Source organism: Aliivibrio sp. S3MY1 (genome assembly GCF_028765575.1).
Lineage (GTDB): Bacteria > Pseudomonadota > Gammaproteobacteria > Enterobacterales > Vibrionaceae > Aliivibrio.
Genome location: NZ_JARACO010000037.1, coordinates 1 through 24,210 on the forward strand (window position 1 = coordinate 1; position 24,210 = coordinate 24,210).

At 40.0% G+C, this 24,210-nt stretch carries 19 protein-coding genes; 7 read left to right on the forward strand and 12 right to left on the reverse strand.

Annotated features, from left to right (window positions below; all coding sequences use genetic code 11):
- Window positions 1-875, forward strand: an 875-nt coding sequence (locus PVK62_RS16125; RefSeq protein WP_274449487.1) for a GGDEF domain-containing protein, incomplete at its 5' end; no start/stop codon positions are given.
- A 125-nt stretch (window positions 876-1,000) separates the two neighbouring features.
- Here PVK62_RS16125 and PVK62_RS16130 read toward each other — a convergent pair.
- Together PVK62_RS16130 and PVK62_RS16135 are read right to left on the reverse strand one after the other, a co-directional pair.
- Window positions 1,001-5,350, reverse strand: coding sequence for a zinc-dependent metalloprotease (locus tag PVK62_RS16130; RefSeq protein ID WP_274442551.1), 4,350 nt, complete (start codon window positions 5,348-5,350; stop codon window positions 1,001-1,003).
- A 33-nt stretch (window positions 5,351-5,383) separates the two neighbouring features.
- Window positions 5,384-6,238 carry a hypothetical protein gene (locus PVK62_RS16135; RefSeq protein WP_274442550.1) on the reverse strand — a complete coding sequence of 285 codons (855 nt, stop codon included), beginning with the start codon at window positions 6,236-6,238 and terminating at the stop codon, window positions 5,384-5,386.
- 252 nt (window positions 6,239-6,490) lie between these two features.
- Here PVK62_RS16135 and PVK62_RS16140 point away from each other — a divergent pair, with 252 nt between their 5' ends.
- Window positions 6,491-7,273, forward strand: a complete 783-nt coding sequence (locus PVK62_RS16140; RefSeq protein WP_274442549.1) for an XRE family transcriptional regulator — start codon at window positions 6,491-6,493, stop codon at window positions 7,271-7,273.
- 270 nt (window positions 7,274-7,543) lie between these two features.
- On the opposite strand, the gene tkt is transcribed toward PVK62_RS16140, so the two are convergent.
- From tkt to PVK62_RS16180, 8 genes are all read right to left on the reverse strand, one after another.
- Window positions 7,544-9,550, reverse strand: a complete 2,007-nt coding sequence (gene tkt, locus PVK62_RS16145; protein WP_274442548.1) for a transketolase — start codon at window positions 9,548-9,550, stop codon at window positions 7,544-7,546.
- 211 nt (window positions 9,551-9,761) lie between these two features.
- Entirely contained in the window at window positions 9,762-10,712 is a 951-nt protein-coding gene (gene tal, locus PVK62_RS16150) for a transaldolase (RefSeq protein WP_274442547.1), read from the reverse strand.
- Window positions 10,713-11,101: 389 nt separating this feature from the next.
- Window positions 11,102-12,733: a BatD family protein gene (locus PVK62_RS16155; RefSeq protein ID WP_274442546.1), complete on the reverse strand. Its 1,632-nt coding sequence runs from the start codon at window positions 12,731-12,733 to the stop codon at window positions 11,102-11,104.
- A 65-nt stretch (window positions 12,734-12,798) separates the two neighbouring features.
- Window positions 12,799-14,667 (reverse strand): vWA domain-containing protein, encoded by a 1,869-nt coding sequence (locus tag PVK62_RS16160; RefSeq protein WP_274442545.1) that lies wholly within the window; start codon window positions 14,665-14,667, stop codon window positions 12,799-12,801.
- Complete coding sequence (locus tag PVK62_RS16165; RefSeq protein ID WP_274442544.1) at window positions 14,660-15,625, reverse strand: vWA domain-containing protein; 966 nt, start codon at window positions 15,623-15,625, stop codon at window positions 14,660-14,662. Before PVK62_RS16165 ends, PVK62_RS16160 begins: the two co-directional genes overlap by 8 nt.
- The gene (locus tag PVK62_RS16170) at window positions 15,618-16,151 is read right to left on the reverse strand and encodes a DUF4381 domain-containing protein (protein WP_274442543.1); all 534 of its coding nucleotides are present in this window, start codon (window positions 16,149-16,151) and stop codon (window positions 15,618-15,620) included. Before PVK62_RS16170 ends, PVK62_RS16165 begins: the two co-directional genes overlap by 8 nt.
- Window positions 16,151-17,122, reverse strand: a complete 972-nt coding sequence (locus tag PVK62_RS16175) for a DUF58 domain-containing protein (RefSeq protein ID WP_274442542.1) — start codon at window positions 17,120-17,122, stop codon at window positions 16,151-16,153. The genes PVK62_RS16170 and PVK62_RS16175 overlap by 1 nt, the downstream gene beginning before the upstream one ends.
- Window positions 17,123-17,139: 17 nt before the next feature.
- Complete coding sequence (locus PVK62_RS16180) at window positions 17,140-18,096, reverse strand: AAA family ATPase (RefSeq protein ID WP_274442541.1); 957 nt, start codon at window positions 18,094-18,096, stop codon at window positions 17,140-17,142.
- A 192-nt stretch (window positions 18,097-18,288) separates the two neighbouring features.
- On the opposite strand from PVK62_RS16180, the gene PVK62_RS16185 reads away from it, so the two are divergent.
- Window positions 18,289-20,202 carry a methyl-accepting chemotaxis protein gene (locus PVK62_RS16185; RefSeq protein WP_274442540.1) on the forward strand — a complete coding sequence of 638 codons (1,914 nt, stop codon included), beginning with the start codon at window positions 18,289-18,291 and terminating at the stop codon, window positions 20,200-20,202.
- A gap of 79 nt (window positions 20,203-20,281) precedes the next feature.
- Window positions 20,282-20,482, forward strand: coding sequence for a restriction endonuclease subunit S (locus PVK62_RS16190; protein WP_274442539.1), 201 nt, complete (start codon window positions 20,282-20,284; stop codon window positions 20,480-20,482).
- A gap of 90 nt (window positions 20,483-20,572) precedes the next feature.
- Here the strand turns inward: PVK62_RS16190 and PVK62_RS16195 are convergent, their stop codons facing one another.
- Complete coding sequence (locus tag PVK62_RS16195) at window positions 20,573-21,280, reverse strand: DUF445 domain-containing protein (RefSeq protein ID WP_274442538.1); 708 nt, start codon at window positions 21,278-21,280, stop codon at window positions 20,573-20,575.
- A 146-nt stretch (window positions 21,281-21,426) separates the two neighbouring features.
- On the opposite strand from PVK62_RS16195, the gene PVK62_RS16200 reads away from it, so the two are divergent.
- Genes PVK62_RS16200 through PVK62_RS16210 form a run of 3 tightly spaced genes read left to right on the forward strand, consistent with a single transcriptional unit; the run spans window position 21,427 to window position 22,874 of the window.
- Window positions 21,427-21,852: a hotdog fold thioesterase gene (locus tag PVK62_RS16200; protein WP_274442537.1), complete on the forward strand. Its 426-nt coding sequence runs from the start codon at window positions 21,427-21,429 to the stop codon at window positions 21,850-21,852.
- 21 nt (window positions 21,853-21,873) lie between these two features.
- Window positions 21,874-22,698, forward strand: a complete 825-nt coding sequence (locus tag PVK62_RS16205) for an HDOD domain-containing protein (RefSeq protein WP_274442536.1) — start codon at window positions 21,874-21,876, stop codon at window positions 22,696-22,698.
- A 2-nt stretch (window positions 22,699-22,700) separates the two neighbouring features.
- Complete coding sequence (locus PVK62_RS16210; protein WP_274442535.1) at window positions 22,701-22,874, forward strand: hypothetical protein; 174 nt, start codon at window positions 22,701-22,703, stop codon at window positions 22,872-22,874.
- Window positions 22,875-22,889: 15 nt separating this feature from the next.
- Here the strand turns inward: PVK62_RS16210 and PVK62_RS16215 are convergent, their stop codons facing one another.
- Window positions 22,890-23,873 carry an integron integrase gene (locus PVK62_RS16215; RefSeq protein ID WP_274442534.1) on the reverse strand — a complete coding sequence of 328 codons (984 nt, stop codon included), beginning with the start codon at window positions 23,871-23,873 and terminating at the stop codon, window positions 22,890-22,892.
- Window positions 23,874-24,210 lie beyond the last annotated feature (337 nt).

Here is a 24,210-nt window from a genome sequence, read left to right on the forward strand (position 1 = left end):
GGACTAAAGATATAATTGAACATATTGTTGATAAAGAAAGTCTTAGAGCTACGTATCAATCGTTTTATGGATGTAATTTAAAACTAACAGGTAAGTACGAAGAAGATGAAACCCGCGAACTTATCCGTTCAATGTTCTATCCTATCTACAATAAAAAGCATTTAGATTCATTACTTGTCGTTGATATTAAAGCTTCTTTGTTTTACGACAAAGTGACTGAATTTAACAAGGAATACAACACGGTTATTAATTGGCAAGGTAGCAATAGTTATCAGAAATCAATGCATTTACCTTGTTCTGATCAAGATGAGATCACCCTAGGAATTGGTATCGTTGATGTGATTAAAGAAATCTTTATTCCATCCATATTATTTTCATTAAGCTTTTTCTTTTTACGCATGAATTACATTCGACGTAAATATTTATTGCAGTTTGATCGTATGACGGGTTTTTATCGCCGTGACTTTTATGAAAAACGGCTAAGAAGAATGAGAACGCATGCTCTATTGATTATCGATATCGATAATTTTAAACGGATTAATGATACGTATGGGCATAAAAAAGGCGATGATGTTATTAAAGAGGTTGCTGAACGTATATTAAATACTATTAGCAGAAAAGACGTTGCAATAAGGTGGGGTGGTGAAGAGTTTTTAATTGCATTTAAATCGTTAAGTTATGAGCAGTTAGAAATTAAAGCTGAAAATATCAGAGCTGAGATTGAAAAAGAACTCGTTAGAAAGGTAGCAATCACAGTGTCGATTGGTGGTATTGTTGATACCGATGTGTCGTTTTCTGAAGCCTATAAACTTGCTGATTCAGCGTTATATTTATCTAAAGAAAATGGTAGGAATAGGGTAACAATGGCAGATTAACCATCATTGTTTTTGCCTAACTCTCGTAAGGCATTTGAAGATGTAATTACTATCCTTTAGATTCTTAATGTTTGAGATGAAGAAAAGCCAGCGATTATGCTGGCTTTTGTTTGTGTGAGAAGTGCCTAGTGGCGTATCACTGCGGTAGGCAATCTATTTAGCGTCTCTTTGATTTTTTGATAATTACGGTCAATTACGCGAAAATCATTATCTAAGTAGGCTTTTATTAATAAAGGATCTTGCTCCCATAAAGTGATTTCTCTAGGCTCTACCGCTGACTCTATTTGCTCTTGATAATTTTGGGCAACAGTTTTAATTAAATCAAAATTATCAAGGTCTCTATGGTAAATAAGTTGAAGGTAAGCCGTTATATTAACAATGTCATTAATAGGATATTCCTTGCCTGTTGCTTCTTCTTTCAAATCCCCATTCTCTAACTGAGTTAGAACGCCATTTTCGATTAATTTACCAAGTACGCTATTAATACCATAGTTTAGCGCGTCATTTGTTAATGTGTCGAAACCCCATGCATGCAGTTGATCTACAACTGGTTTTACTTCGCTTGAAATTGAACGAATTAATTCATGATTTTTAAATGAAATAACAGTTTGATATGCAGGCGTCATATTTAGGAATTTATCCCATGAATTAAGAACCGTTTGTAATTCAGCCCTTGTGTATGCAGCAAAAGTTGTAGTTAACTCACTTGGTGAAAGTGCATCTAGTTGATGAGCGTATTTCCAAGCAAGCGTATTTTCTTGAGTCGCTGCGTATTTTTTATTGTTTAATACGAAGGTTATATTCTCATCTGGTAGATAATAGTTGTCTGTCTCTTTTACCCAACTGTTAAATTGGTTGAGTGAACGTTCACGAACATCATAATCGGTAGAATGAATGTTTTTTGCTGCCATTGCGATCAGCATCGAAGGTATGTCTGCACGAGCAGTACACGATATATTTAAAAAATCAGTAATACCACATGGCATAGGAGGTAAAGCTTCCAATTTATCAGTAAAGTGAAGGCTTACTGGTATCTCTGGAATGATTGTTTCACCTTTGCTGTTGATCATTTCAACGGGTGAAGCAAGTGGGGTGCCTGCAACCAAGTGCTCCATTATATTATCAAACTCTTGCTTAACTCCGGGCCAATCCATTAGTGCAGCAAAGCTTGGCTCATCAGTGTAGCGTAAAGTATAACGACGGGCTAAGAAGTATGAAGATAAAGCTTTATCAGGCCAAATACCTAATGTTGATACTGAGTTAGAGTAGTTATTATCTGGAGAAAAGCTACTTACCGAGTTTAAAAATTTGCCACCTTTGGTCTCCAGTGTTGCTTGCGTGAAGTTTCCTGTATCGCGGTCATTATTTACTCTTGCGATTGCTTCTTGAATGACATCATCAAAACAAGAGGCTGAAGAAATATCATAATCTTCAGGGATGTAGCGTCTTAATTTTAATGATAAATAATCACCAAAGGAAACAAGTTGACTCTCGATGACTGCGGCGTCAGGATCTATGCTCTCTTTTGTTTCGATAATGCATTGATGCTCTGGTGTTTTTAATACACTTAAAAAGAAGCTTGCGGCTTGTTTTGCGGCATTTCCGTATTCACAATACCATAAATCGTTTTTCTTACCAATTCGACAATCTGATTCAGTAATGAAACTAAAAAAATCAAGGGGTTTATCGGTTGGCCTTGTATAGCCTAGCTTAGAAAAAAAGTTATCTTGAAGCTCAGTATCTTCGATGACTTCTCGAATTTCGTTCATGAATGAAAAACGACTTTGAATATAACGAACATAATTACCGGTTGTTAATCCTGAGTCGCTTAAGATCCCAGCGTTTGTATTTTCATAGTTATCAAGGTAACGCTGCCATTTATAAAGAACGATTTCTTCTAAGTTGGTGCCTTCATCAAAACGGTTGCAGTCACTATTTAGGCTTACATTTCCATCGGTACAGAAGTCAAACTCAATACGTTCAAATTGACTATTCACATTTTGATCTTTAACTTGCTTAAAATAATGCATAACACCATATTTAACCGCGTCCGCTTGATGCTCTTGTAATGCCAGTTGGTCAAATTTACTTAAATCACAAGTATATTTAGACATATTAGAACCATCGCTATTGATATCCCCAAGCGATTTAACTTCGGTACATGTTATATAAGGGTTACCAGTATTTAGATGAGATACAACGCCACTAGAGGCAAAGTTTTGATAGCTCCTATACTGTGTTGTTTGTGCATTGTGAATGGCTAAATAATTATCCCATGTCTCGTATTCAGCAAGGATTGCTTGAGTTTTTTCCCATGCACTTAATTGTGCTTGTTCTTCTTCTGTTAATTCTCGATCATCCGGTGCAATGAACTCAGGTGCTTGCTCAATAAGATCTTCTGGTTTATCTACTTGCGGTGATGATGAAAAATCGATGACATCTACCTTACGGCCGTAAGCAAATTTAAATGCTGCGACATCATAAAGTCCCCACGTAGGGATCTCATCAAACATGCTTGGTGCGTAATCCATTGTTGAGCTATATGCTGGAATACCATTGATGCCTAATGCTTCAGCTTGTGCTGGTGATAAATAGTTATTCGAATCGTTAGAGCCTTTGAAGTTATGACGTAAGCCAAGGTTATGGCCAATTTCGTGCACTAAGGTATTAGTATAAGTGGTGATAGTAAGCATATCTGCGGCTTTTCTTTGTAGCTCAGGCGATAGTTGCTTCCATTTTTTCAATACTTTGGCTTGTAGATGATCACCATCATAAACGTCGGTGAAATAGGCGTCTGACAAATTCAGGTTTTCAAGCATGGTTTTTTGCGTGGCTGAAATCCACATTGCTTCAATAGGGTATACGCTATTTTCTGACCAAAGTTGAAGTCGTTGCATGTTTGCTTTGGCGACGTCTTCAAAACTAGAGTGATCATCAACCGGATTAAGGTGATTAAGTTGAATAGGAGGAAGAGAATAATTGTCCTGAGTTGGTTCAATGTATTGAGCTAGTTGAGAGCCATAAGGATCTTCATTTACAATTCGATCGGCCTCAAGTTGTCTAATGATTTGATTATTCATTGCTTGTTGAACTTGCTGATTTTCAGCGGCTGCTTCTTCTTCTGCTGGTGTTTCATCAGGGACGACGGGTTTTTCTGCAGGCACAAAATAATCCACATTCGCTAACTGTTTGTTGTTGTATAAGCGGACTAAATTATTCCAGTAGTATGATGACCCAGTACGAGCTACGCCCGAGTATTGGTTTACGTGTGCTTTAATAATTTCACCGGTTCTTGGGTTAGCAATCGACGGACCGTAACCTAATAAGCCATTATCAAGAGGCTCATCAACAAGGTTGATCACGTTATAACGCAAATCACCTGCATGAATACCCATGCCCTCTGTTTTATTAACAATCTTAATGTGTGGCTTTCCACTATTAGGCTCAAGCACATTCAGTGTTAAGTTCATTTTATTAATGGTTTCAATGGTAGCATCAAGATAGATCTTGTTTTTATCTTCAAAGAAATTATCAGAAAGGTAATAGTCGATGCTGCCTTTTGATGGATTAAAGCGATTTAGATAGGTTATATCGTTGTATTGATTGGTAATAGGATCGAGTTTTAATGTTGTTGTTGTAAAGAAACCAAAATCATTATCATCTCCACCAGGGTAAACAATAGGAGTATAATCTTCAGACGCTAAGTGACTTTCATGAACAAGAGAGTAATAGAAGCGAGACTTGAATGACCCTTTTGCCATCTCTTCTTCCATCGCAGACCAATCCATGTAGCGTGATAATTTAGAAAAATTAATCTTAAATGTTTGTTCAAGTTCGAAGTTTAATACGCCTTTTTTAGGGTCAAACTCCCACGAGATCACTTCTGGTGAACCTTGAGGTGTTAAGCCGTCTTTGGTTCCATATAACTCATCCCAGTTTAAGTCACTAACTAGTGTTGATTCAGGTCTTGGCGTAAAGTGGGTATTGTTTCTAAAAGTGGTGTTACCAAGGTTTGGATCTGAATCTTTCTCTTCCGTGTTAGTACAATCACCGTAACTGTCTTCTCGACATTGATACTTTGCATAACTGCCAGGGATTGTCATCACATGAGGGAAGTTAACTTGATCATCAGAACCAATGTTATTTTGATCTTGTGGTAAACAGTAGCCATTCTTATCTTTAGGTAATAAAAGATCTGGGTTGTTATTGTCATACCCACGAACTTCTAGACCTTCGTCAGAAAAACAAAGTTCAACATAACGGCCCATGCCTTGTAAAAAAGGAAATTGAGTGACGGCAAAGCGAGGTGCAGCCCCCGTCGTCGGCGCATAAAACCAGCGTCCATCAAGACGAAGATCTTGAACTTGAACTTCGGTTACGTCTTTTTCTAATGCATCGTACTCTTGCTCTTCTGGTGCACAACCAGTCAGAGCTGCGGTAACGGCCGCGGCTAATGAAAGTTTTCTAAATATCATAATGTTCACATCCTGTTATTATTTTTTTCTTCCTTAAAAGGAGTAAGTCAGTCCTAAAGAGTAGGTTGCTTTGGCTTCATCAAAAATATCAAAGCTGCCTAGTGTTCCTTGTGCGGCGTCGGTATATACACCAGAAGAGGCCAGTGTGAGAGACAGAGATAAATCATCACGCAAGTTATATCCTGTAGTTAGACTGCCCCCGTAACTGTAGCCATCAGCCCAACGTCCGTTATAGTTAATTGAGGTGCCGCCCAGTGCAGATGCTGAGAAGAAGGCATCTCCATAGGTGTAATTTGCGGCAAGTAATAGACCTAAAGCCCATGAAACATTGATATTTCCACTGGGTGACGTTGTGTATTGATGAAAATTTTTGCGTATTCTTGGTGCGACAGTTATGCCGATATCAGCAAGTTTGAATGAAATCGGTGTTTGAACTCGAAAAGCCGTATTTAAAAAGTTATCTTGTGAAGATTGAGAGGTTGGTATCGAGAACTGGCCGCTAATAGACACATTACCGCTTTCTCCAAAAGTTAATAATGATGAGCTTGATAAGCCAACAACAGTATCTGTTGAGTAAAAACCTTCAGCGCCTTGCAGGGTTTGATAGCCGCCACTGCTGGCATAAAGCGAGTAACTCTCCCAAAAGCTAAAATGTAACGAGCCGTGAAGTGACAACGCTCTGCTTGAGCGGTGATCAGAGGCTTGAAAAAAGTTACTGTCGTATCCAAGGGACAAGGAACCACCCCATGAGCTTGTAGATTCTTCTGTTTCTGGTGTGACTTCAGCGCCTTTGTTTTTAGTCTCTTCGGCTGACACTTGATGGACTAGCACAAGAGTGCAGCCGATGAAGCGAGATAGCAGTAATTTTCTCGTTGTGCTTGTCTGCATAAATGACTTCCGTGTAAATTAAAACGCTCTTCTATGAGCAAAGGTTGATGTTATTATTAGTCCGTCATAAACTTGACGGTGTAACATATTTGTAACCTTTTATGACGTAACCCTGCAATTGCTTATATTAATATCAAGGTTTAGGTCTATATTTTGAGTTCATAAACGTCAAAAAATGAAACTGAACTGGTAAATTTAAACAAGATGAAGTAATGTTAATTTTAGTCGTTAAATAACAGCAAGGAAGTAGTTATGGGATTTTGTGCAAGCTTATTATTAAATGCATTGCGAATTAAATTAAAAGAAAATGATCTAACTTATAATGAATTATCATTAAAGGTTAATGTGCCTATCTCAACATTGAAACGTCATTTTCACAGCAACTCGATTGGTATTGATAAATTAATGGAGTATGCAACCGTATTAAATACCAATATTGAAGAACTCTCTCAAATTGCGCGAGATATCCATAATAGAGAAGAAGGAACAAGAACAGAGGTATTGGATGAAGTTTTCTTTAATCATCCCTATTTGTATGACTTTTTCTATGAGATACATGTAAAAGGACGAGCTGTTGATGACGTTGCACAAGAAAATAACCTAACTGAACAAAGTGTCTATATCTATCTGAGAGCTTTAGAAATAATGGGTTTGTTAGAGCTTCGATCTGATGGTGTGCCGAGTTTTTTAACCCCGCCATATTACACCTTCTTTGAAGGTTCTAAACTCGATAAGCTCTTTACTGAAAAATTACGATTAGAAGTGTTAACACAAGATTGTAGGCCAGAGGTTGGTATGTCTCGTGTTTGCTTAACACAAGAGCAAATCGAACAGATCTCCGAAATGGTTTATGAGAAAGTACAACATTTTCACTTTCAAAATAAAGAGTCAAAAGAAAGTGAATTTATTAGAAAGAATATATTACTTAATATAACAGAAGGTAATTATATTCATCTTTCTGATGGGATCATAAACATTGAATCTACGTTCTTAAAAGAATTATATGAAACGGTTAATTATGATGAAACTAATTAGGGTGTGATAATTTAGAATAAATAATCCCGAGTAAGTTAAACTTATATAAATGGCAATGTTAAGTGAATAATTAACCTCACGATTATATTGCCAGATGATGCAGTAGAAAGTGATCGCTATAAAAATGTGACCCTTAATGACTAGACTTAATCATTAGTTTTTACGATTAGAAATGAAAAAGCCTCGTTTAAATCTTAATTAGATATAAACGAGGCTTTATTATTTAAGGACTTAATTCTACTAAGTAGTGATGAGGTCCTTTTTTATGGATTAAGCTAATAGCTCTTTTGCTGTTTTCACTGCATTTTCAGTAGTGAAACCAAACATTTCAAATAATTGTTCAGCTGGTGCTGATTCGCCAAACGTGGTCATACCGATGATCTTGCCGTTTAAACCAACGTACTTGAACCAGAAGTCAGCAATACCCGCTTCAATAGCAACACGTTTTGTTACTGCTGATGGAAGTACTGATTCACGGTAAGCTTCGTCTTGCTTATCAAATGCATCTGTTGCTGGCATTGATACAACACGTACCGCTTTGCCTTCTGCTGTTAGTTGAGCCGCCGCTTCAACCGCAAGCTGAACTTCAGAGCCTGTAGCGATAAAGATTAGCTCAGGTTGGCCTTCACAATCTTTAAGAATGTAGCCACCTTTAGCGATGTTAGCGACTTGCTCAGCGTTACGATCTTGTTGTGCAAGATTTTGACGAGAGAAGATAAGTGCTGATGGGCCATCGCGACGCTCAATCGCTAGTTTCCAAGCCACTGCAGATTCAACTTGGTCACATGGACGCCATGTGCTCATGTTTGGTGTTAGACGTAGAGAAGCGATTTGCTCAACCGGTTGGTGAGTTGGACCATCTTCGCCAAGACCGATTGAGTCATGCGTGTAGACTTGGATGTTTTGCACTTTCATCAGTGCAGCCATGCGCATTGCGTTACGTGCGTATTCCATAAACATTAGGAAAGTCGCGCCGTACGGTACGAAACCACCGTGCAGAGCAATACCGTTCATGATCGCTGTCATGCCAAATTCACGCACACCGTAGTGAATGTAGTTACCAGAGAAGTCGTTTGCTTCAAGCGACTTAGAACCAGACCACATAGTTAGGTTAGATGGTGCAAGGTCAGCAGAGCCGCCCATGAATTCAGGTAGCATAGCACCAAACGCTTCTAGTGCATTTTGAGACGCTTTACGTGATGCGATGTTTGCAGGGTTCGCTTGAAGATCAGCAATGATTGCCGATGCTTTTTCTTCCCATTCAGCAGGTAAATCACCGTTTACGCGGCGAGTAAACTCGGCTGCAAGCTCTGGGTATGCTGCTTCATAAGCTGCAAATTTCTGGTTCCACGACGCTTCTTTAGCTGCGCCTGCTTCTTTTGCGTCCCATTCTGCGTAAACGTCTTGCGGGATTTCAAATGCGCCGTGCTCCCAACCTAATTGTGCTTTCGCTGCTTTAATTTCTTCAGCACCTAGTGGAGCACCGTGACAGTCGTGTGTGCCTTGCTTGTTTGGAGAACCAAAACCGATGATCGTTTTAGTACAGATCAGAGTAGGGCGAGGATCCGCTTTAGCAGCAACGATTGCAGCATTGATTGCATCAGCATCGTGACCATCGACAGCAGGAATTACGTGCCAGCCGTACGCTTCAAAACGCTTAGGTGTGTCATCAGAGAACCAACCTTCCACTTCACCATCGATAGAGATACCGTTATCATCCCAGAAAGCAACCAGCTTACCAAGACCTAATGTACCTGCTAAAGAACACGCTTCGTGAGAGATACCTTCCATCAGACAACCATCACCCATGAATGCATAAGTGTAGTGGTCAACGATGTCGTGGCCTTCTTTGTTAAATTGCGCCGCTAATGCTTTTTCAGCCATTGCCATACCAACCGCATTGGTGATGCCTTGGCCTAATGGACCTGTGGTGGTTTCGATACCTGGTGCATAACCGTACTCAGGGTGACCTGGCGTTTTAGAATGCAGTTGACGGAAATTTTTAAGTTCTTCAATTGGTAACTCATAACCTGCTAGGTGAAGCAGAGAATAAATTAGCATAGAGCCGTGACCGTTAGAAAGAATAAAACGGTCGCGATCAGCCCACTCAGGGTTAGCAGGGTTATGGTTTAGGTGTGAACGCCAAAGCACTTCAGCGATGTCAGCCATGCCCATTGGTGCGCCAGGGTGGCCAGAGTTTGCTTGTTGTACGCCGTCCATGCTTAGAGCACGGATTGCATTAGCTAGATGCTTATTTGTTAGAGATGGTCGGTTCATAATAGTTAACTCGAATATTTGAAAATGAAGGGCTGAGAGGTTCAGCCCGATTTGAATATGGTGACGAGCTAGAAACTATAGACGCTTCGCTTCTAGAAACTATAAGAGCGTGAAATACGCACGTTGAGAGTGTGACTTATAACGTGATTGCTTTTGCTCTTATAGTAGCGAAGCGTTCTAGTTTCTAGTTTCTAGTTTCTAGTTTCTAGTTTTATAGCTTAGCTGCGATCATGTCTTCTAGCTTACCTTGGTCAACCGCAAAGTTACGGATGCCTTCAGCCAGTTTTTCAACCGCCATTGCGTCTTGGTTGTGATCCCATAAGAACTCAGCGTGAGTCATTGCAGCTGGACGCTCTTTATTACCGTTAGTATCAATTAGTTTTTCAACCACTTCACCCGTTGCTTCTTCAAGCTGTTGAAGTAAATCAGGGCTGATAGTTAAGCGATCACAACCCGCAAGTTCAAGGATCTCACCAATGTTGCGGAAGCTTGCGCCCATGACTACCGTGTTGTAGCCGTGTTCTTTGTAGTAGTTGTAGATACCAGCAACAGAGATAACACCTGGATCTTCAGAGGCTTCAAAATCACGACCTTCTTTTGCTTTGTACCAGTCCATGATGCGACCAACAAAAGGAGAGATTAAGAACACGCCAGCTTCAGCACATGCACGCGCTTGAGCGAAAGAGAAGAGAAGCGTTAGGTTACAGTTGATGCCTTCTTTTTCTAAAACTTCAGCCGCGCGAATACCTTCCCACGTTGACGCCAGTTTAATAAGAATGCGATCGTTAGTGATGCCTGCATCGTTGTACATTTTGATCAGTTGGCGCGCTTTTGCAATGCTGCCTTCAGTGTCGTAAGAAAGACAAGCGTCTACTTCTGTAGAAATACGACCTGGAACGACTTTTAGGATTTCTTTACCGATGCTAACAGCAAGCATGTCACATGTATCTTGTACTTGTTGTGCTTTGTCGTTGCTTTGCTCTTTTGCATAAGCGATTGAAGCGTCAATCAGTGGCGCATATTCTGCGATTTGAGCTGCTTTAAGAATTAGAGAAGGGTTAGTGGTTGCATCTTCTGGTGTGTATTTTGCGATTGCTTCAATATCACCTGTGTCTGCTACTACGGTTGTTAGTTTACGAAGTTGTTCTAATTTAGTTGTCATACTACTTACCCTTACTGATCACATGCTATTTAGCATCTTCTTTGAAAGTCCGTCTCGCTGCCATCACGGTAATCTCTATGAGCAAATGCGATGGTAGTGAACATTTGATAGATTGATAATTGTGTTTTCTGACTCAGATGTCAATGGCAAATCGAAGATAGTGTGAGAATACATGAATTTTTATGTGAATATTTGAGGGGGATCGTTTGCGCAAACAAGCAAAGCTTATGGCGATAGATTAATTTGCACCATAAATAAAGAAGTGAGAGCTGATAAGGGATACAGAAAGATTAAGGGTAAACAAAGCTGCAAAGTCGAAGGTGAAAAAAGGCGGGCAACTAAGTGTTGTTCCGCCTTAAATTAGTCAAAAATAATGAAATTAAAAATCGTTATAAACTTTCAAGTTCAGGGACTGAGTTTGATGACTTACATGTCGATGATAATTTCTTTTCTATACTGCTAATTATTTGTTTTGTAGAGCTATTACTCGTATCTCTTGCATATTTCTGCTGACTTAATTGAGTGATTAGCTCGTTAATAACAGCAACGTCAATACCTTGTTTATTCCACTGTTCGTCGTGGTCTGCAAGGATCTGATGAGCAAGAATCGTATTATTTACTTTTAAAGCAGAGATAAGCGCTTTACTGCCATTAGCTATAACGGTATTTTTTTGATTGGTAGATGTGTTGCTTGCCTTTACTTTTGTGCGGCTAACAGCCCAACCAATTGCGGTAAATAACCAAAGAAGAGCAAAAGCAAGGGTGGTATATGGCCAAAAACCATGATCAACTTCACGTTTTACTATGGTTTTTGGTTGATCATTTGTCTGGCTATCGATCATCTGCTCATTGGTTTGAGTGCTTGGTGTCACTGTTAAGGTCAGTGAATCGAGTGTTGCTGTCTCCGATTGACGTGTTTTACTGTTCCACCATTGAATAGAAACAGCAGGTAATTTCACTGTGCCATCTGCATGAGGGATGATCACTTGTTTAATGGTCATCATGCTATTGTCTTGGCTATCTTTACCGATTATGGGTTTCTCATCGTACATACGCACCGACTTTGGATAATCAATATTAAGCTTTGGTAATTTCTCTGGTGGGACATCTGCCATCATTAGGGTGATTTGACGAGTAATGGCGGTACCTGCTTCTACTGTGGTATTTGATAATGGTTTACCATCAATTAACCATTGTTGCCCTAGTTTTAAATCCGTCGTCGGTAACCAAGTTCCAGTGAAATCAGCAGGTTTTGCTAATATGGTTAATTGGTATTGTTTAGGACTAATGTTGAGCGGAATTAATTTAGTACTACGGCCATAACGGTCAGTTTGAATTAACCCACCGGTGAATGCTAAGCCATCAAAGCTTAATTGACCTGCTTGATTTGCACTAACACTGAAGACTTGTTCAACCACAGTGGCTTGCAGTCCATCAATTACGGTTTGGTATTGTTTACTTTCACCAATAGGAGAGAACTCAATATCTTTTCCTTGGGGAGTAATGATGTTTGGATCTTTTAAGCGACGAATATCCGCAAAGATAGCTATTTTGGCATTAAATTGTGCTGTTTCACCTTGGTAGAGCTCATCTTTTGTTAGCTCACCACTGACTTTGATTACGTCACTGCTTTTTGGGGCGGTCGCATCTTTAGTCACACGAATCGTTATTGGGTTAGTTTGCTCACCAGCGACGTTCATACTAGGAATGGTTAGCGTGCCCATTTTTGTTGGGGCAATAGAAACCGTCCATTGGCTTTGTACGCTGTAATCTCCATTCACTAATGAGCGTGAGCTACCAAAGCTGACTTGGCCACTGCGAAAATCAGGCGCGAGTTGGCTCGGGTCAAATTTACTTTGATCTGCGCTTTTATCGACAGAGACCATTAATTGAATCACTTCGTTTTCAGTGATTTGATTCTTACTGACCGTTGCAATGGCTTGTGCGTAACTTGCCGAAATACCACTAACGCATAAGGTCGTAAATAAAATCACTTTCTTTATCAGCGCTGTCTTTTTCATAGAAGCCTTCATTGTCGAACTCTTTACAGTAGAGTAGGGACTGGTGTGTCTTATACTCATTAAAATTACCATTCATTTTCAGAAGCTTGTGGTGCTTCTTGTTGTTGAGCTTGGAGATACAATAGAGCGCGCAGTAGTTCATCTTCTTTTGCACCTGATTGTTCTAATTTTTGTAGACGAGGATCGGTTTTAATCGCGTCACTGTCGGCTTTTGCTTGTTGTGATTGCATTTGAGCTTGTCGCTCTTTTTCTTCGTCTGATTTAGGTTGTTTCTCTTTCTCATCACGAGCTTGTGCAGCTTGCTCTTTGTCTTTCTTCTCTTGTTCCTTTTTAGCTTGATCTTTTTGTTGCTGCTCTTGAGAAGAAGCTTCTGACTTATCTTGTTTATCAGATTGTGATTCATCATCAGATTGAGATTCATTTTTCTGCTGATCCTGCTGTGGATCTTGAGATGGTGAGTCTTTTGAATCTGAAGATTGCTCAGAGCCGTCTTTGTTGTCTTGTAGTTGCTTTTTATCTCCATTAGGGTCATCTTTTAGTGACGTATCCCCATCTTTATCCTTCTTATAAGCCTCTTCAGTTTTTTTCTCTTCGAGTGCTTTGGAAACGATATCAAGATTCTTCTTCGCATCTTTCATATCAGGATTGGTTTTTAGTAAAGACTCATACTTCTCTTTGGCCTCTTGCAATTGACCATTTTGTGCTAAGGCATTGGCAAGATTGTATTGAGATTGAGTATCTTTAAGACCCGTTAGGCTCTCAATCGCGCCTTTATAATCACCAGCTTTATATTGAGCGGCCCCTTTCCATTGTTTGGATTTGAACTGCTCACTTGCCGCTTGATAGTCCTTTTGCTCAAATTGTTGATGAGCGCTGTAATCATCAGAAAGTAAGCGGCTTGTTACGTCGGTACTTGCCATGGATTTATCGACCGGCAATAACACTAACAATAAGGCTAAGAACATTCCTTTTCTAAAACAAAGCAGTGAGAATAATACCAATGGGAAAAGCAGCCAATAACCATGATTAGCACGACTGTTGACCTGGGTATCACTGTTTTGTGTCACTTGCTCTAAAGGCGTTTTAGTTAAGCGAGCAATGGTTTCAATATCACTGTTATCTGATTGAATAAGCTGTGCCACACCATTGGTAGCTTGTGCCAGTGTCACTAGTGGATCAGAATCCAAAATAGCGACAACCGTTTTACCTGAAGCATCGGTGAGCAACTGACCTGATGGCAATTCAATTGGCGCGCCATTTTTGGTTCCTATGCCTAATAAACTGATGCGCCATTTGGTGCCTTTGACGCGACTCATCACTTTATCAAGTTGTTGGTTTGATATTCCATCAGTCAAAACAATGATGTCACCTTGTTGATGGCCTGATTTTTTCATCATCTCAATACTTTGCTCAACCGCCGCTAACAAGTTACTGCCTTTACCTTTATAGGGCATGATCTCTGGCGATAGGTTAGTGATTAAGTTATTGAGCGTTTGGCTATCTTCAGTTAACGGACTGACTAAGTAACTGTCGGCACCATAAGCAACTAAACCCGTCATGCCTTCTTTCCAATAAGGCAATAAATCTTTCGCTTTGTATTTCTCTTGGGTTAGACGATTTGGTTTTATATCGGTCGCATACACTGAGCGTGACATATCCATCACCAGCACTCGTGCCCCTGAGAGCTGAAAACTTGGTGAGTCTTTATAACCAAAACTAGGACCTGCGAGGGCGGTAGTCACACAAACCCAAGCGAGAACTAAGCTAAGGGTAAAGCCATTGCCTTGTGTCTTTTGAGTCATTCCCAATTGTTTGGCAATGTGCGGTGCAATCAACCCTGTGGTGTTTTTGTTTTTACTTTGAATAAGCACCAATACCCCAAGAGGAATAAGAGCTAAAAACCACAGTGGATAGAGAAAAGTAAAATTAGCCATGACGCTTTCTTACTCCCACAATAATAAAGAAGAAAAATAGATAGCCCATTAACGGATAGCGGAACCACTCTTCATGTGGTCGCCAGGTTTGTGTTGCTTGAGTAATGGGTTCTAGTTGGTCGATGGTTTGGTAGATCTGCGCTAACTCATCGGCATTACGAGCACGGAAATATTGTCCACCCGTCATGGTTGCGATTTCTGTTAACGTTTTTTCATCCAAATCACGCGCGGTATTGACGGTTTGTTTGCCAAAGAAACCACGAACTTGCATTTCGCCGGCCCCAATACCGATCGTATAAATCTTGGCATTGTTGTCTTTGGCTAATCGTGCGGCTTCTAATGGCTCTAGCACCCCTGCGGTATTGCCGCCATCACTGAGTAGAATAATGGTTCGTTGCGGGGCATTGCTTTCAATAAAGGTTTTGGTTGCAAGCCCTAAACCTTCTCCCATGGCGGTCATTTGGCCAACAAGGCGAAGAACGGTGCGGTTTAATTGCTCTTGCACTGTTTTTCTATCAAAGGTGAGTGGGGTTTGTAGATAAGCGTGATCGCCAAATAGTACTAATCCAAGACGATCGCCTTTACGCTCATCTATGAAATCAGACACGACTTTTTTAACCGCAGTTAAGCGATCCACAAAGTCCCCATTCTCGGTTTGCATATCTTCTTCGGCCATTGAGCCAGATAAATCAACCACTAGCATCATATCACGGTGTTCTGGCTGAATATCAACCGGATCGCCATACCATACCGGACGTGCTAAAGCGGCGATCAATAACAGCCAAGCGACAGATAATAAACCCATATTGATGCGTTTATTGGGTTGCTTATATTCTCCTTGCTCTGGAAGACGAGGAAGGTGAATCGCTGTACCTAGGTCTTTTTCAGGCACAAAAAAGTAAAACAGGAAGGGAATAGGTAATAAAAACCATGCCCACCACCAAACGAATTCAAGCATGTTGATGTCCTTTTGTTGATGTTGTTGCTATTACTTTTTTTACCGGTAAAGCATGAGATAGCCAATAACGCACATCATCATAGAAACGTTGTTGATTGGTTTCTGATAATGCGTGTTGTCCATACAAAGCTTGCTCTAGCATTTCTGCGCGAGATGAGAAATGGACATTGGCTTGTTTTTTTATTGGTAGCTGTTGTTCAACAAAATGCCACCACGCTAACCCATGCAATGACGCAATGCGCTCACGAGGGAAGTGACTTAATGCGGCTTGCTTTAATAAACGCGCAATGTCACTGGTTTGCTGTGGTGTTAATTGTGATAACGGCTGTAATGCTATACGTTTTAATACGCTTTTTTGACGTTGACGATATATAAACCAAACGATGGCAATAACCAGTAATAACACACAGACGATAAGCCCATACCCCGTGAGTGATAACCCCCACGATGGCGCGGCAGGTAAATGAATGTCCGCTAATGGTAATACATTGCTTGCTGGTGCTTGTTGGGTTGAAGATAAAGACATTACATCGCTCCTTTATCTTGATGTGATCGATCTTGTGACGACGTTAGTTGCGATAATAACGGTAGACCTGATGATAAACAGTGCAGTTGAATACCCAATTGCATCGCCATGTTTTGCACATACGCTTTGTGAAGATTGGCTTGCTGCTCTAATGCTTTTTTGGTCGATGATGATGAAAAGTCCAACCAGGCTGAACGTTTGTTATCAGAGACATATTCTGTGCCATTAAAGCGAGTGGAACCTTGCTCAAGCGGGTCGCTAATCATCACAAACTGCAAACGGTTGTGTTTACTCAGTTGACTGAAGATAGCCTTACATTCATCGGTTAGTGCATAGAAATCACTGATGATCACAATCTCACTGCCTTTAGGACATAAACGTTGCAACTGGCTTAAGCCTTTGGCGAATGAGTTAGCTTGTTGCGCGATATCCAAAGGCTCAGAATCACGGTTGGTATTATGCTGCTCAATGATGGATTGCATAAATTGCAGCACACTTTTCTGACGAGAAGAGGGCTTGCAATCTAAGGTCGATAATCCATTAAAGATGATCCCACCGACGCGATCTTTTGCTGTGAGCGTTATCCAGCTTAATAAACTGGCAAAATGCGCAGCTTGTACAGATTTAAACAGCAGTTGAGAGCCAAAACGCATGGTGTCGCTGACATCAATAAACAGCATGGTTGGTTGTTCACGCTCTTCACTGTAGAGCTTGGTGTGAGGTTTCCCGGTACGTGCAGTCACGCGCCAATCAATCGAGCGAATATCATCGCCCGGTTGGTATTGACGTACTTCTGAGAAATCCATGCCACGGCCTTTTTGTCGGCTTTGGTGGCTGCCATTCATTTTTGACCACACAGATTGAGACGGCGGTAGCCACTGTAATGAATGATTCTTGTAGTGAACCAATTCATTAAGTGACAAGGTAACGCCATTACTGTGTGGTGGCAGCGATAGAGTAGTCTTTTTCATATAATTACTTTACGACGTTAAGACGCCGCAACCATTTGTAATAATCGTTCAACCACTTTATTTGCCGTTGTCCCTTCCGCTTGTGCTTGGAAGCTTAACAACAGACGGTGACGTAACACAGGGTAAGCCATCGCTTGCACATCTTCAGGGCTCACAAAATCACGACCGGCTAACCATGCATGCGCACGAGCACAGCGATCAAGCGCTAACGTGGCACGAGGACTCACGCCCATTTCTAGCTGTTTCGCTAAGTCTTGGCAGTATTGTTCAGGCTTACGCGTCGCCATAGTAATACGAATAATGTATTGCTCAATCTCAGGCGCCATGTAAATCGACAGCACTTCTTTACGCGCTTTAAAGATCTCATTCTGTGCTAAAGGCTGTGGTTTTTCGGCTTGCTTACCTAGGGCTTCACCACGGTTTAAACGCAGTATAGCCAATTCGTCTTCTGCGCCTGGGTAATCAACATCCAAATGCATTAAGAAACGGTCAAGTTGCGCTTCTGGTAGAGGGTATGTCCCTTCTTGTTCAATCGGGTTTTGTGTCGCCATCACCAAGAAAAGCTCAGGTAATTGATACGTGTTGCGACCGGCCGTGATCTGTTTTTCAGCCATCGCTTCTAACATGGCCGCTTGAACTTTCGCTGGCGCACGGTTGATTTCATCCGCAAGAACTAAGGAGTTAAAGATAGGTCCCGGTTGGAAGGTGAACTCACCCGTCTCTTGGCGATAAATATCCGTCCCGGTTAAATCTGAAGGCAAGAGATCTGGAGTAAATTGAATGCGATGGAAATCTCCCTCAATTGAATCAGCCAAGATCTTCACGGCACGAGTCTTTGCAAGGCCTGGAGGACCTTCAACTAAAATATGCCCATCGGCAAGCAGAGCAATTAATAACTGCTTCACTAATGCAGGCTGACCGACCACTTGAGATTCAAGATAAGTTTGTAATTGTTGAACTTTTAACGCTGGCATATATCACCCATTCTCTGGATTACGTAGTAATTATTTCTTTGTGACTGATAAAAATCACATTAGTTCCTATTAATATGAGGTTTAATTATGATTATTCAACCATTTAGCGAATGAATTAAATGGTAACTATTTATTAAAGAAACGTGGTTACTGGTCGTTATATAAAAGGTATATTTTAGCTGTGGAAAAATTATGATTAATCTAACAATAAAACAGAAACTTGTAGCTGGTATTGTTATCGCTATTATTGCATCGACTTCACTTGTGGGTATTGTTGCCCAAACTAAAGCACTCGAGACTCTTGATGAGCGTTTAACGACGCTTGAGTTACCTACCATCCTTAAACAAATTGGTGGTGAAGTTGATAAAGAAGTTGCGGTGATATCTTCTGCGGCAGAGCAAATGGCCAATAGTAGTTTCATTATTGATGCCATTTCTGATCCAATAACCTCTCCTGAAAATCAAACCATTCTTATTAAGCAATTAAATCAATTAAAGCAACAATATCACTTGAATGGAGCTTCGGTCGCTAACCGTAATAATGCGAATTATTGGAACCAAGACGGTTTTTTACGTCAGCTTACACAACAACAAGATGGCTGGTTCTTTGGTTTTACCCAAAGTGGACCTGAACGCATGTTGAGTGTATTTACAACGCAGAATGATGAAGTAAAACTGTTTGTGAATTTTCAGCAGTTAAATGGCGTATCTTTGGTGGGATTATCGAAATCTCTAGATGATATGGTATCGCTGCTTAATGGCTTTAAAATTGAAAAGACCGGTTTTGTCTATTTAATGGATGGTAATGGCGATATTAAGATCCATAAAAATGATAGCATCATGGGTAAACAATCTATTAGTGATGTGGTTGGCTCTCAAGAAGCTTCAGTTTTACTTACTAAACAAAACTTCAATTTAAGCCGTATAATGAAAGATGGCCAAGAGATCTTCATTGCATCGCATTACATTCCCTCAATGGAGTGGTTTATTGTTGCTGAAGTTCCGGTTGCTGAAGTGTTTGAAAGCCTTCATAGCTCAACACAAGATATCGTAATGTGGATTGTGGTTATTATTGCGGTATTTATTACTCTGGCAATTTGGGCAGCTGGTTCTATTACCAATAAACTTAATGATCTGTCATGTCGATTCCGTGAATTGGGTGAAGGTGAGGGGGATTTAACCCACCGCATCGAAGTCAAAGGCAATGATGAAATCGCCGATTTATCAAAAGGCTTTAATAGTTTTGTAGAGAAAATTCATAATACCGTATCTCAAGTCGTAGAAACGGGTCATGTTTTACATACTACTGCTGAAAATGTTGCACTCAAAGCAACATTAACACGTGATAACAGTGAAATGCAGCGAGATCAAACTCTGCAAGTCGTCACCGCCATTAATCAAATGGGATCAACGATTAATGAGATAGCCTCTAATGCGGCAAGCGCAGCACAATCAGCAAGTAAGGCAGAAGTAAGCACACAAAATGGCCGTCAAACGGTGATTGAATCTCGTGATGCAATTACACAACTTGAAGGTGATTTAGTTCAAGTAAGCCATGTGGTGGAAAAACTGGCAGCAACCACACAAGACATTGGTTCAATCTTAGATGTGATCCGTGGTATTTCAGATCAAACCAACCTATTAGCATTAAATGCTGCTATTGAAGCGGCACGTGCTGGTGAGCATGGTCGTGGATTTGCTGTTGTTGCCGATGAAGTTCGTCAGCTAGCAAGTCGTACTTCAGAATCGACCGATGAAATTCAGAAAATGATTGATCAGCTGCAAACTGAAGCTCAAAACGCAGTAAATGCGATGGAAGTCAGTCATACGGTTACGGCTCGCGGAGTCTCATCGGCAGATAATGCCACTGAAGTGTTAGCGGGTATTGCGTTAAGTATCACTGATATATCAGACATGAACACCCAAGTAGCAACCGCGACAGAAGAGCAATCTACAGTGGTATACACCATTAACCAGAATATCGAAGAGATTAATGGTATTAATGAGTTAACCACAGCAACAGCACAAGAGTTGGCAGATTCAAGTCAGCAGCTGAATGCACTTTCACAACGATTAGATCAATTAGTTGGTGCTTTTAAAGTATAAGCATTTCTTTAAGGTTTACCTTATGTGAGGTTCTCTTGTAGAATCTCCCCAATTGTTTTAATGAATTGAGAAAATAATTATGAGTGATGTTGAAAAAGATTTGCAAGACATGGTTCAGCAAGAATCAGATAAGCCAGAAGTAGCACTGCCTTCAATTGAAGAGCAAAAAGCGATTGTAGCAGAGCTTAAACGCCTTGAAGAAGCGGGTGAACTAACGCCAGAGATCCTTGAAGCGCATTTTGGTAAGTTTAATGCTGAAGATGCAGCCCCAATTCATTAATCGAATTCTCGGGTTCTAATTTAATAAAAATGCCAGTATCTGACGATGCTGGCATTTTTTATGATTACTTTATTGATTTATCAAGAAAAACTATTGGATTAATGTCGATAACAAGCCAATGACACCACCAAAAATACCCCCCCAAACAACAAGCCAACCAAGGTGCTTTTTAATCATATCTTGAACCATCTCTTTTACCATTTTTGGCGTAAGTTCGTTCAAACGTTGATCAATGATATCTTCAATTGTGACTTGAATATCATCCATCATCTCAGGGCTTTCTAATTCATTTTTTAATGCGTTCTTAAACTGATCTTGTTGGCTGATCTCAGTGATTGATACTTTCATCTTTTCAATAAAAGGTTCGCGCATAGGCTGAATGGCTTCACTGCCGCCCATCATTGCTAACATGCCACCAAATTGAGAGTTCATGATCACCTCAACTAAAGAATCAAATGCAGGGGATAGGTCGATTTTTTCAATCACAGGCTCAAGATTGATATTGGTCGCTGAGGCCATCTCTTTAGATAGGAATTTATCTACATTTGATTTTGTGAAAAACTGTTCCATCATTAACTGCTTGATACTGGCTTTAAATTCCTCAAAACGAGCAGGAATAACACCAGAGCCATACAAACCAGGGACTTTCTCAAATAACATATGAATAGCAAGCCAGTTAGTAAGCGCACCAGAAAAGGCAAATAGGCCAATATAGTACAGGGTATTTTGTTGCGTATAATAACCAACAACTAACAATAGTAATGATATTAGGTTGGTGATCATGCTTTTATTTAACATATTAAGCCTATGAAAATAGAGATTGAAAATTTTGTGAAGTTTATCAGCTACTAAAAGCAGACAACAAGTGAAAATGTGTTTTTGATCTGCTTTGTAGAGTGTAAAATGAACTTAGACACGATAAGTTAGCAAGTTAGAGGTAGATGGTGAGTATTTGGAAGCGTCCGATGGATTTGGTAATATTAAACGCCACATCACGAAATACGTTGATGGAAACATTAAATATCGAATATTGCCATTACGATGCTGATTCCATTACAGCGTCAATGCCTGTAAATTCTGTGGTACATCAACCGTTAGGAATGCTACATGGGGGAGCTTCTGTTGCATTAGCTGAGTCTGTTGCCTCTATTGCTGCTAACTGGTGTGTCGACGAAACAAAATATTGTGTAGGGTTGGATATTAATGCTAATCATATTCGAGCAGTCCGAGAAGGCACTGTTTACGCTAAAGCAAAACCGGTGCATTTAGGTGCAACCACGCAAGTTTGGCTAATTGAAATTAAAGATCAACGAGAACGCTTAGTTTGTACCAGCCGCTTTACGGTTGCTGTGATGAAAAAGAAAAAGTAGCGGTTATTGTGGAGAAGAAAAATGGAACAAAATGAAATTTTAAGTCATGCGCATGAGTTACCAAAGATCCCTAAAGTGATCCGTGAGATGATGGAACTTGTGAATGACCCTGATGTTGAGCTTCAAGAGCTTGCGGGTACTATTTCAATGGAACAAGTCGTTAGCGCTCGTGTTATTCGCTTAGCAAACTCTGCACATTTCTCACGTGGTAAAAGTGTATCATCCGTTGAACAAGCGGTTGTTCGTTTGGGGCTTGAGCCGTTAAAAACATTAATTATCGCTTCGTCACTTGTCAGTGCTTTCCCATACGTAGAAGTGATTGATTTAGAAATGTTTTGGCAAGAAACGTTTGAAGTGGCAATCCTAAGCAAAGCGATAGCACAAAGCTGTGATGTAAACCCTAATGCTGCCTTTACAGCGGGTATGCTACACAATATCGGCGATTTAATGATCTACACAGTAATGTCTGAGCAAGTCCCAACTATTTTTGAAAAAATGGAAGCGGGTAACTCTAAAGTAGCAGCGCAACGTACAACAATTGGTACAGATAGTGCCGTTCTTGGTGCGAAATTAGCGGAAAGCTGGAGCTTCTCTGAAGAGTTGGTATTTGCGATTTCTGAACAATATGAACCAAAAGTCGATAATATTTACTCACCATTAGCTGCAACGGTGCGTTTAGCTAATGCGATTAATCGTGATTGGGATAATTTGCCAACACTAGATGCGAAATCGGTATGGTTATCTGAACAGATTGAAACGGATATTTTATCTGTTAATGCTGCTATTATTGAAAATATTGATAATGTGAAAGGATCAGGTATTGAAATGGCTAGATTGGTAATGTAAACATGCAAAAAGAGTGGATGTTATCGGCGCTGATTGGTGCTTTTTTTGCCATTATTTCATATTTATCACCTGATTTTATTATTAGTAAGGTATTGATTATTATCGCAGTGATCTTTTTGGCGAAAGCAGTAAAAGCTATTTTTTACTCACTAAAACATCGCCAATATGAGATGTAGTTTCTAGAGGCTTACTTAATCAAAATCGAGTGGGCTTTTGGTTCCTGAAAAATGTAAACCAATTACATGCGTATAAATTTGGGTCGTTTTGATATCAGAATGGCCCAATAATTCTTGTATTGTTCTTAAATCTCCTCCCCGTTCTAATATTCTTGTCGCAAAGCTATGTCTAAATGTATGACAACTGGCTTTTTTGTCTATTTCTACTGTTCTGATTGCGATTGTTACTTGTTTTTGTACGCTTCTATCTAATATATGGTGACGTCGTCGCTTACCTGAACGAGGATCTTTGCTGATTTGTTTTGATGGGAATAGATATTGCCAACCATAGCTTTTAGCTCGATGAGGGTACTTTTCGGCGATAGCAAAAGGAAGGTAAACTTCATCATCTCCATTAATAGCATCCATTTGGTGCTGCTGTTTTACAAAAGCTAACTGTGTTTTAAGCTCTTTAATGATGCTTTCAGGTAGTACCGTGGTTCTGTCTTTATTCCCTTTTCCGCTACGTACTGTGAGTGTTTTATGTATTAAATCAATGTCATCAACCCTTAATCGTAGGGCTTCATTAATTCGTAAACCACTGCCATACATAAGTTGTGCTATAAGCTTTGTTGGATGTTTGAGTTCATTTATAACAGCCATTGCTTCACTGTGAGTGAAAACGGTAGGGAGTTTGGTTGCCTTTTTGGAGCGCTTGAAATCCAAGTTATCGATTGATTGCTGTAAAAACTCACGACATAGGAAGACTAGAGCGTTGAGTGCCGTTTTTTGAGTGTTGGGTGAAACGTTTTGTTTTACAACAAGGTGTTCAAGATATTCTGGTATATCAAAGACATTAATGTCTTCTTTTGAGGTGTAATTATTATGCCTAATAAAACAGCTTATCCAATAGATGTATTGTTTTTCAGTATTGTAGGCCATTGATCGTGTACGAATGAATATTCGTATTTGATCGGTAAATCGTTGTGAATCGGGTTTGAGATCTAGTGGGATATCCATGATTGTAACTTTATTGGTTAATTGATGATGATTGAATTGTAGTCACTGGAATTTGACCTGCAATGTGGGTTCGCATATTTGTAAGGTACATAGAGTTTTGTTGGAATTGTTATTTTAATCAATTACATGGAGTAAGATTGAAAAGTGGGATATATGAATCATTATCGTATATTGTTTTTGACTTTTATGGTGTTTTGGCTGTTAGGTCGTTGGTTTTAAAGTAGAATATAGTGTTATTACAGTGGTGGAATATATTCGGTAGAGATTACGAATGTGATGGGTATAATTAAATGTTGTGCGTACTGAGTCCGAAATTTTTTGCACGGTTCATCAAAAG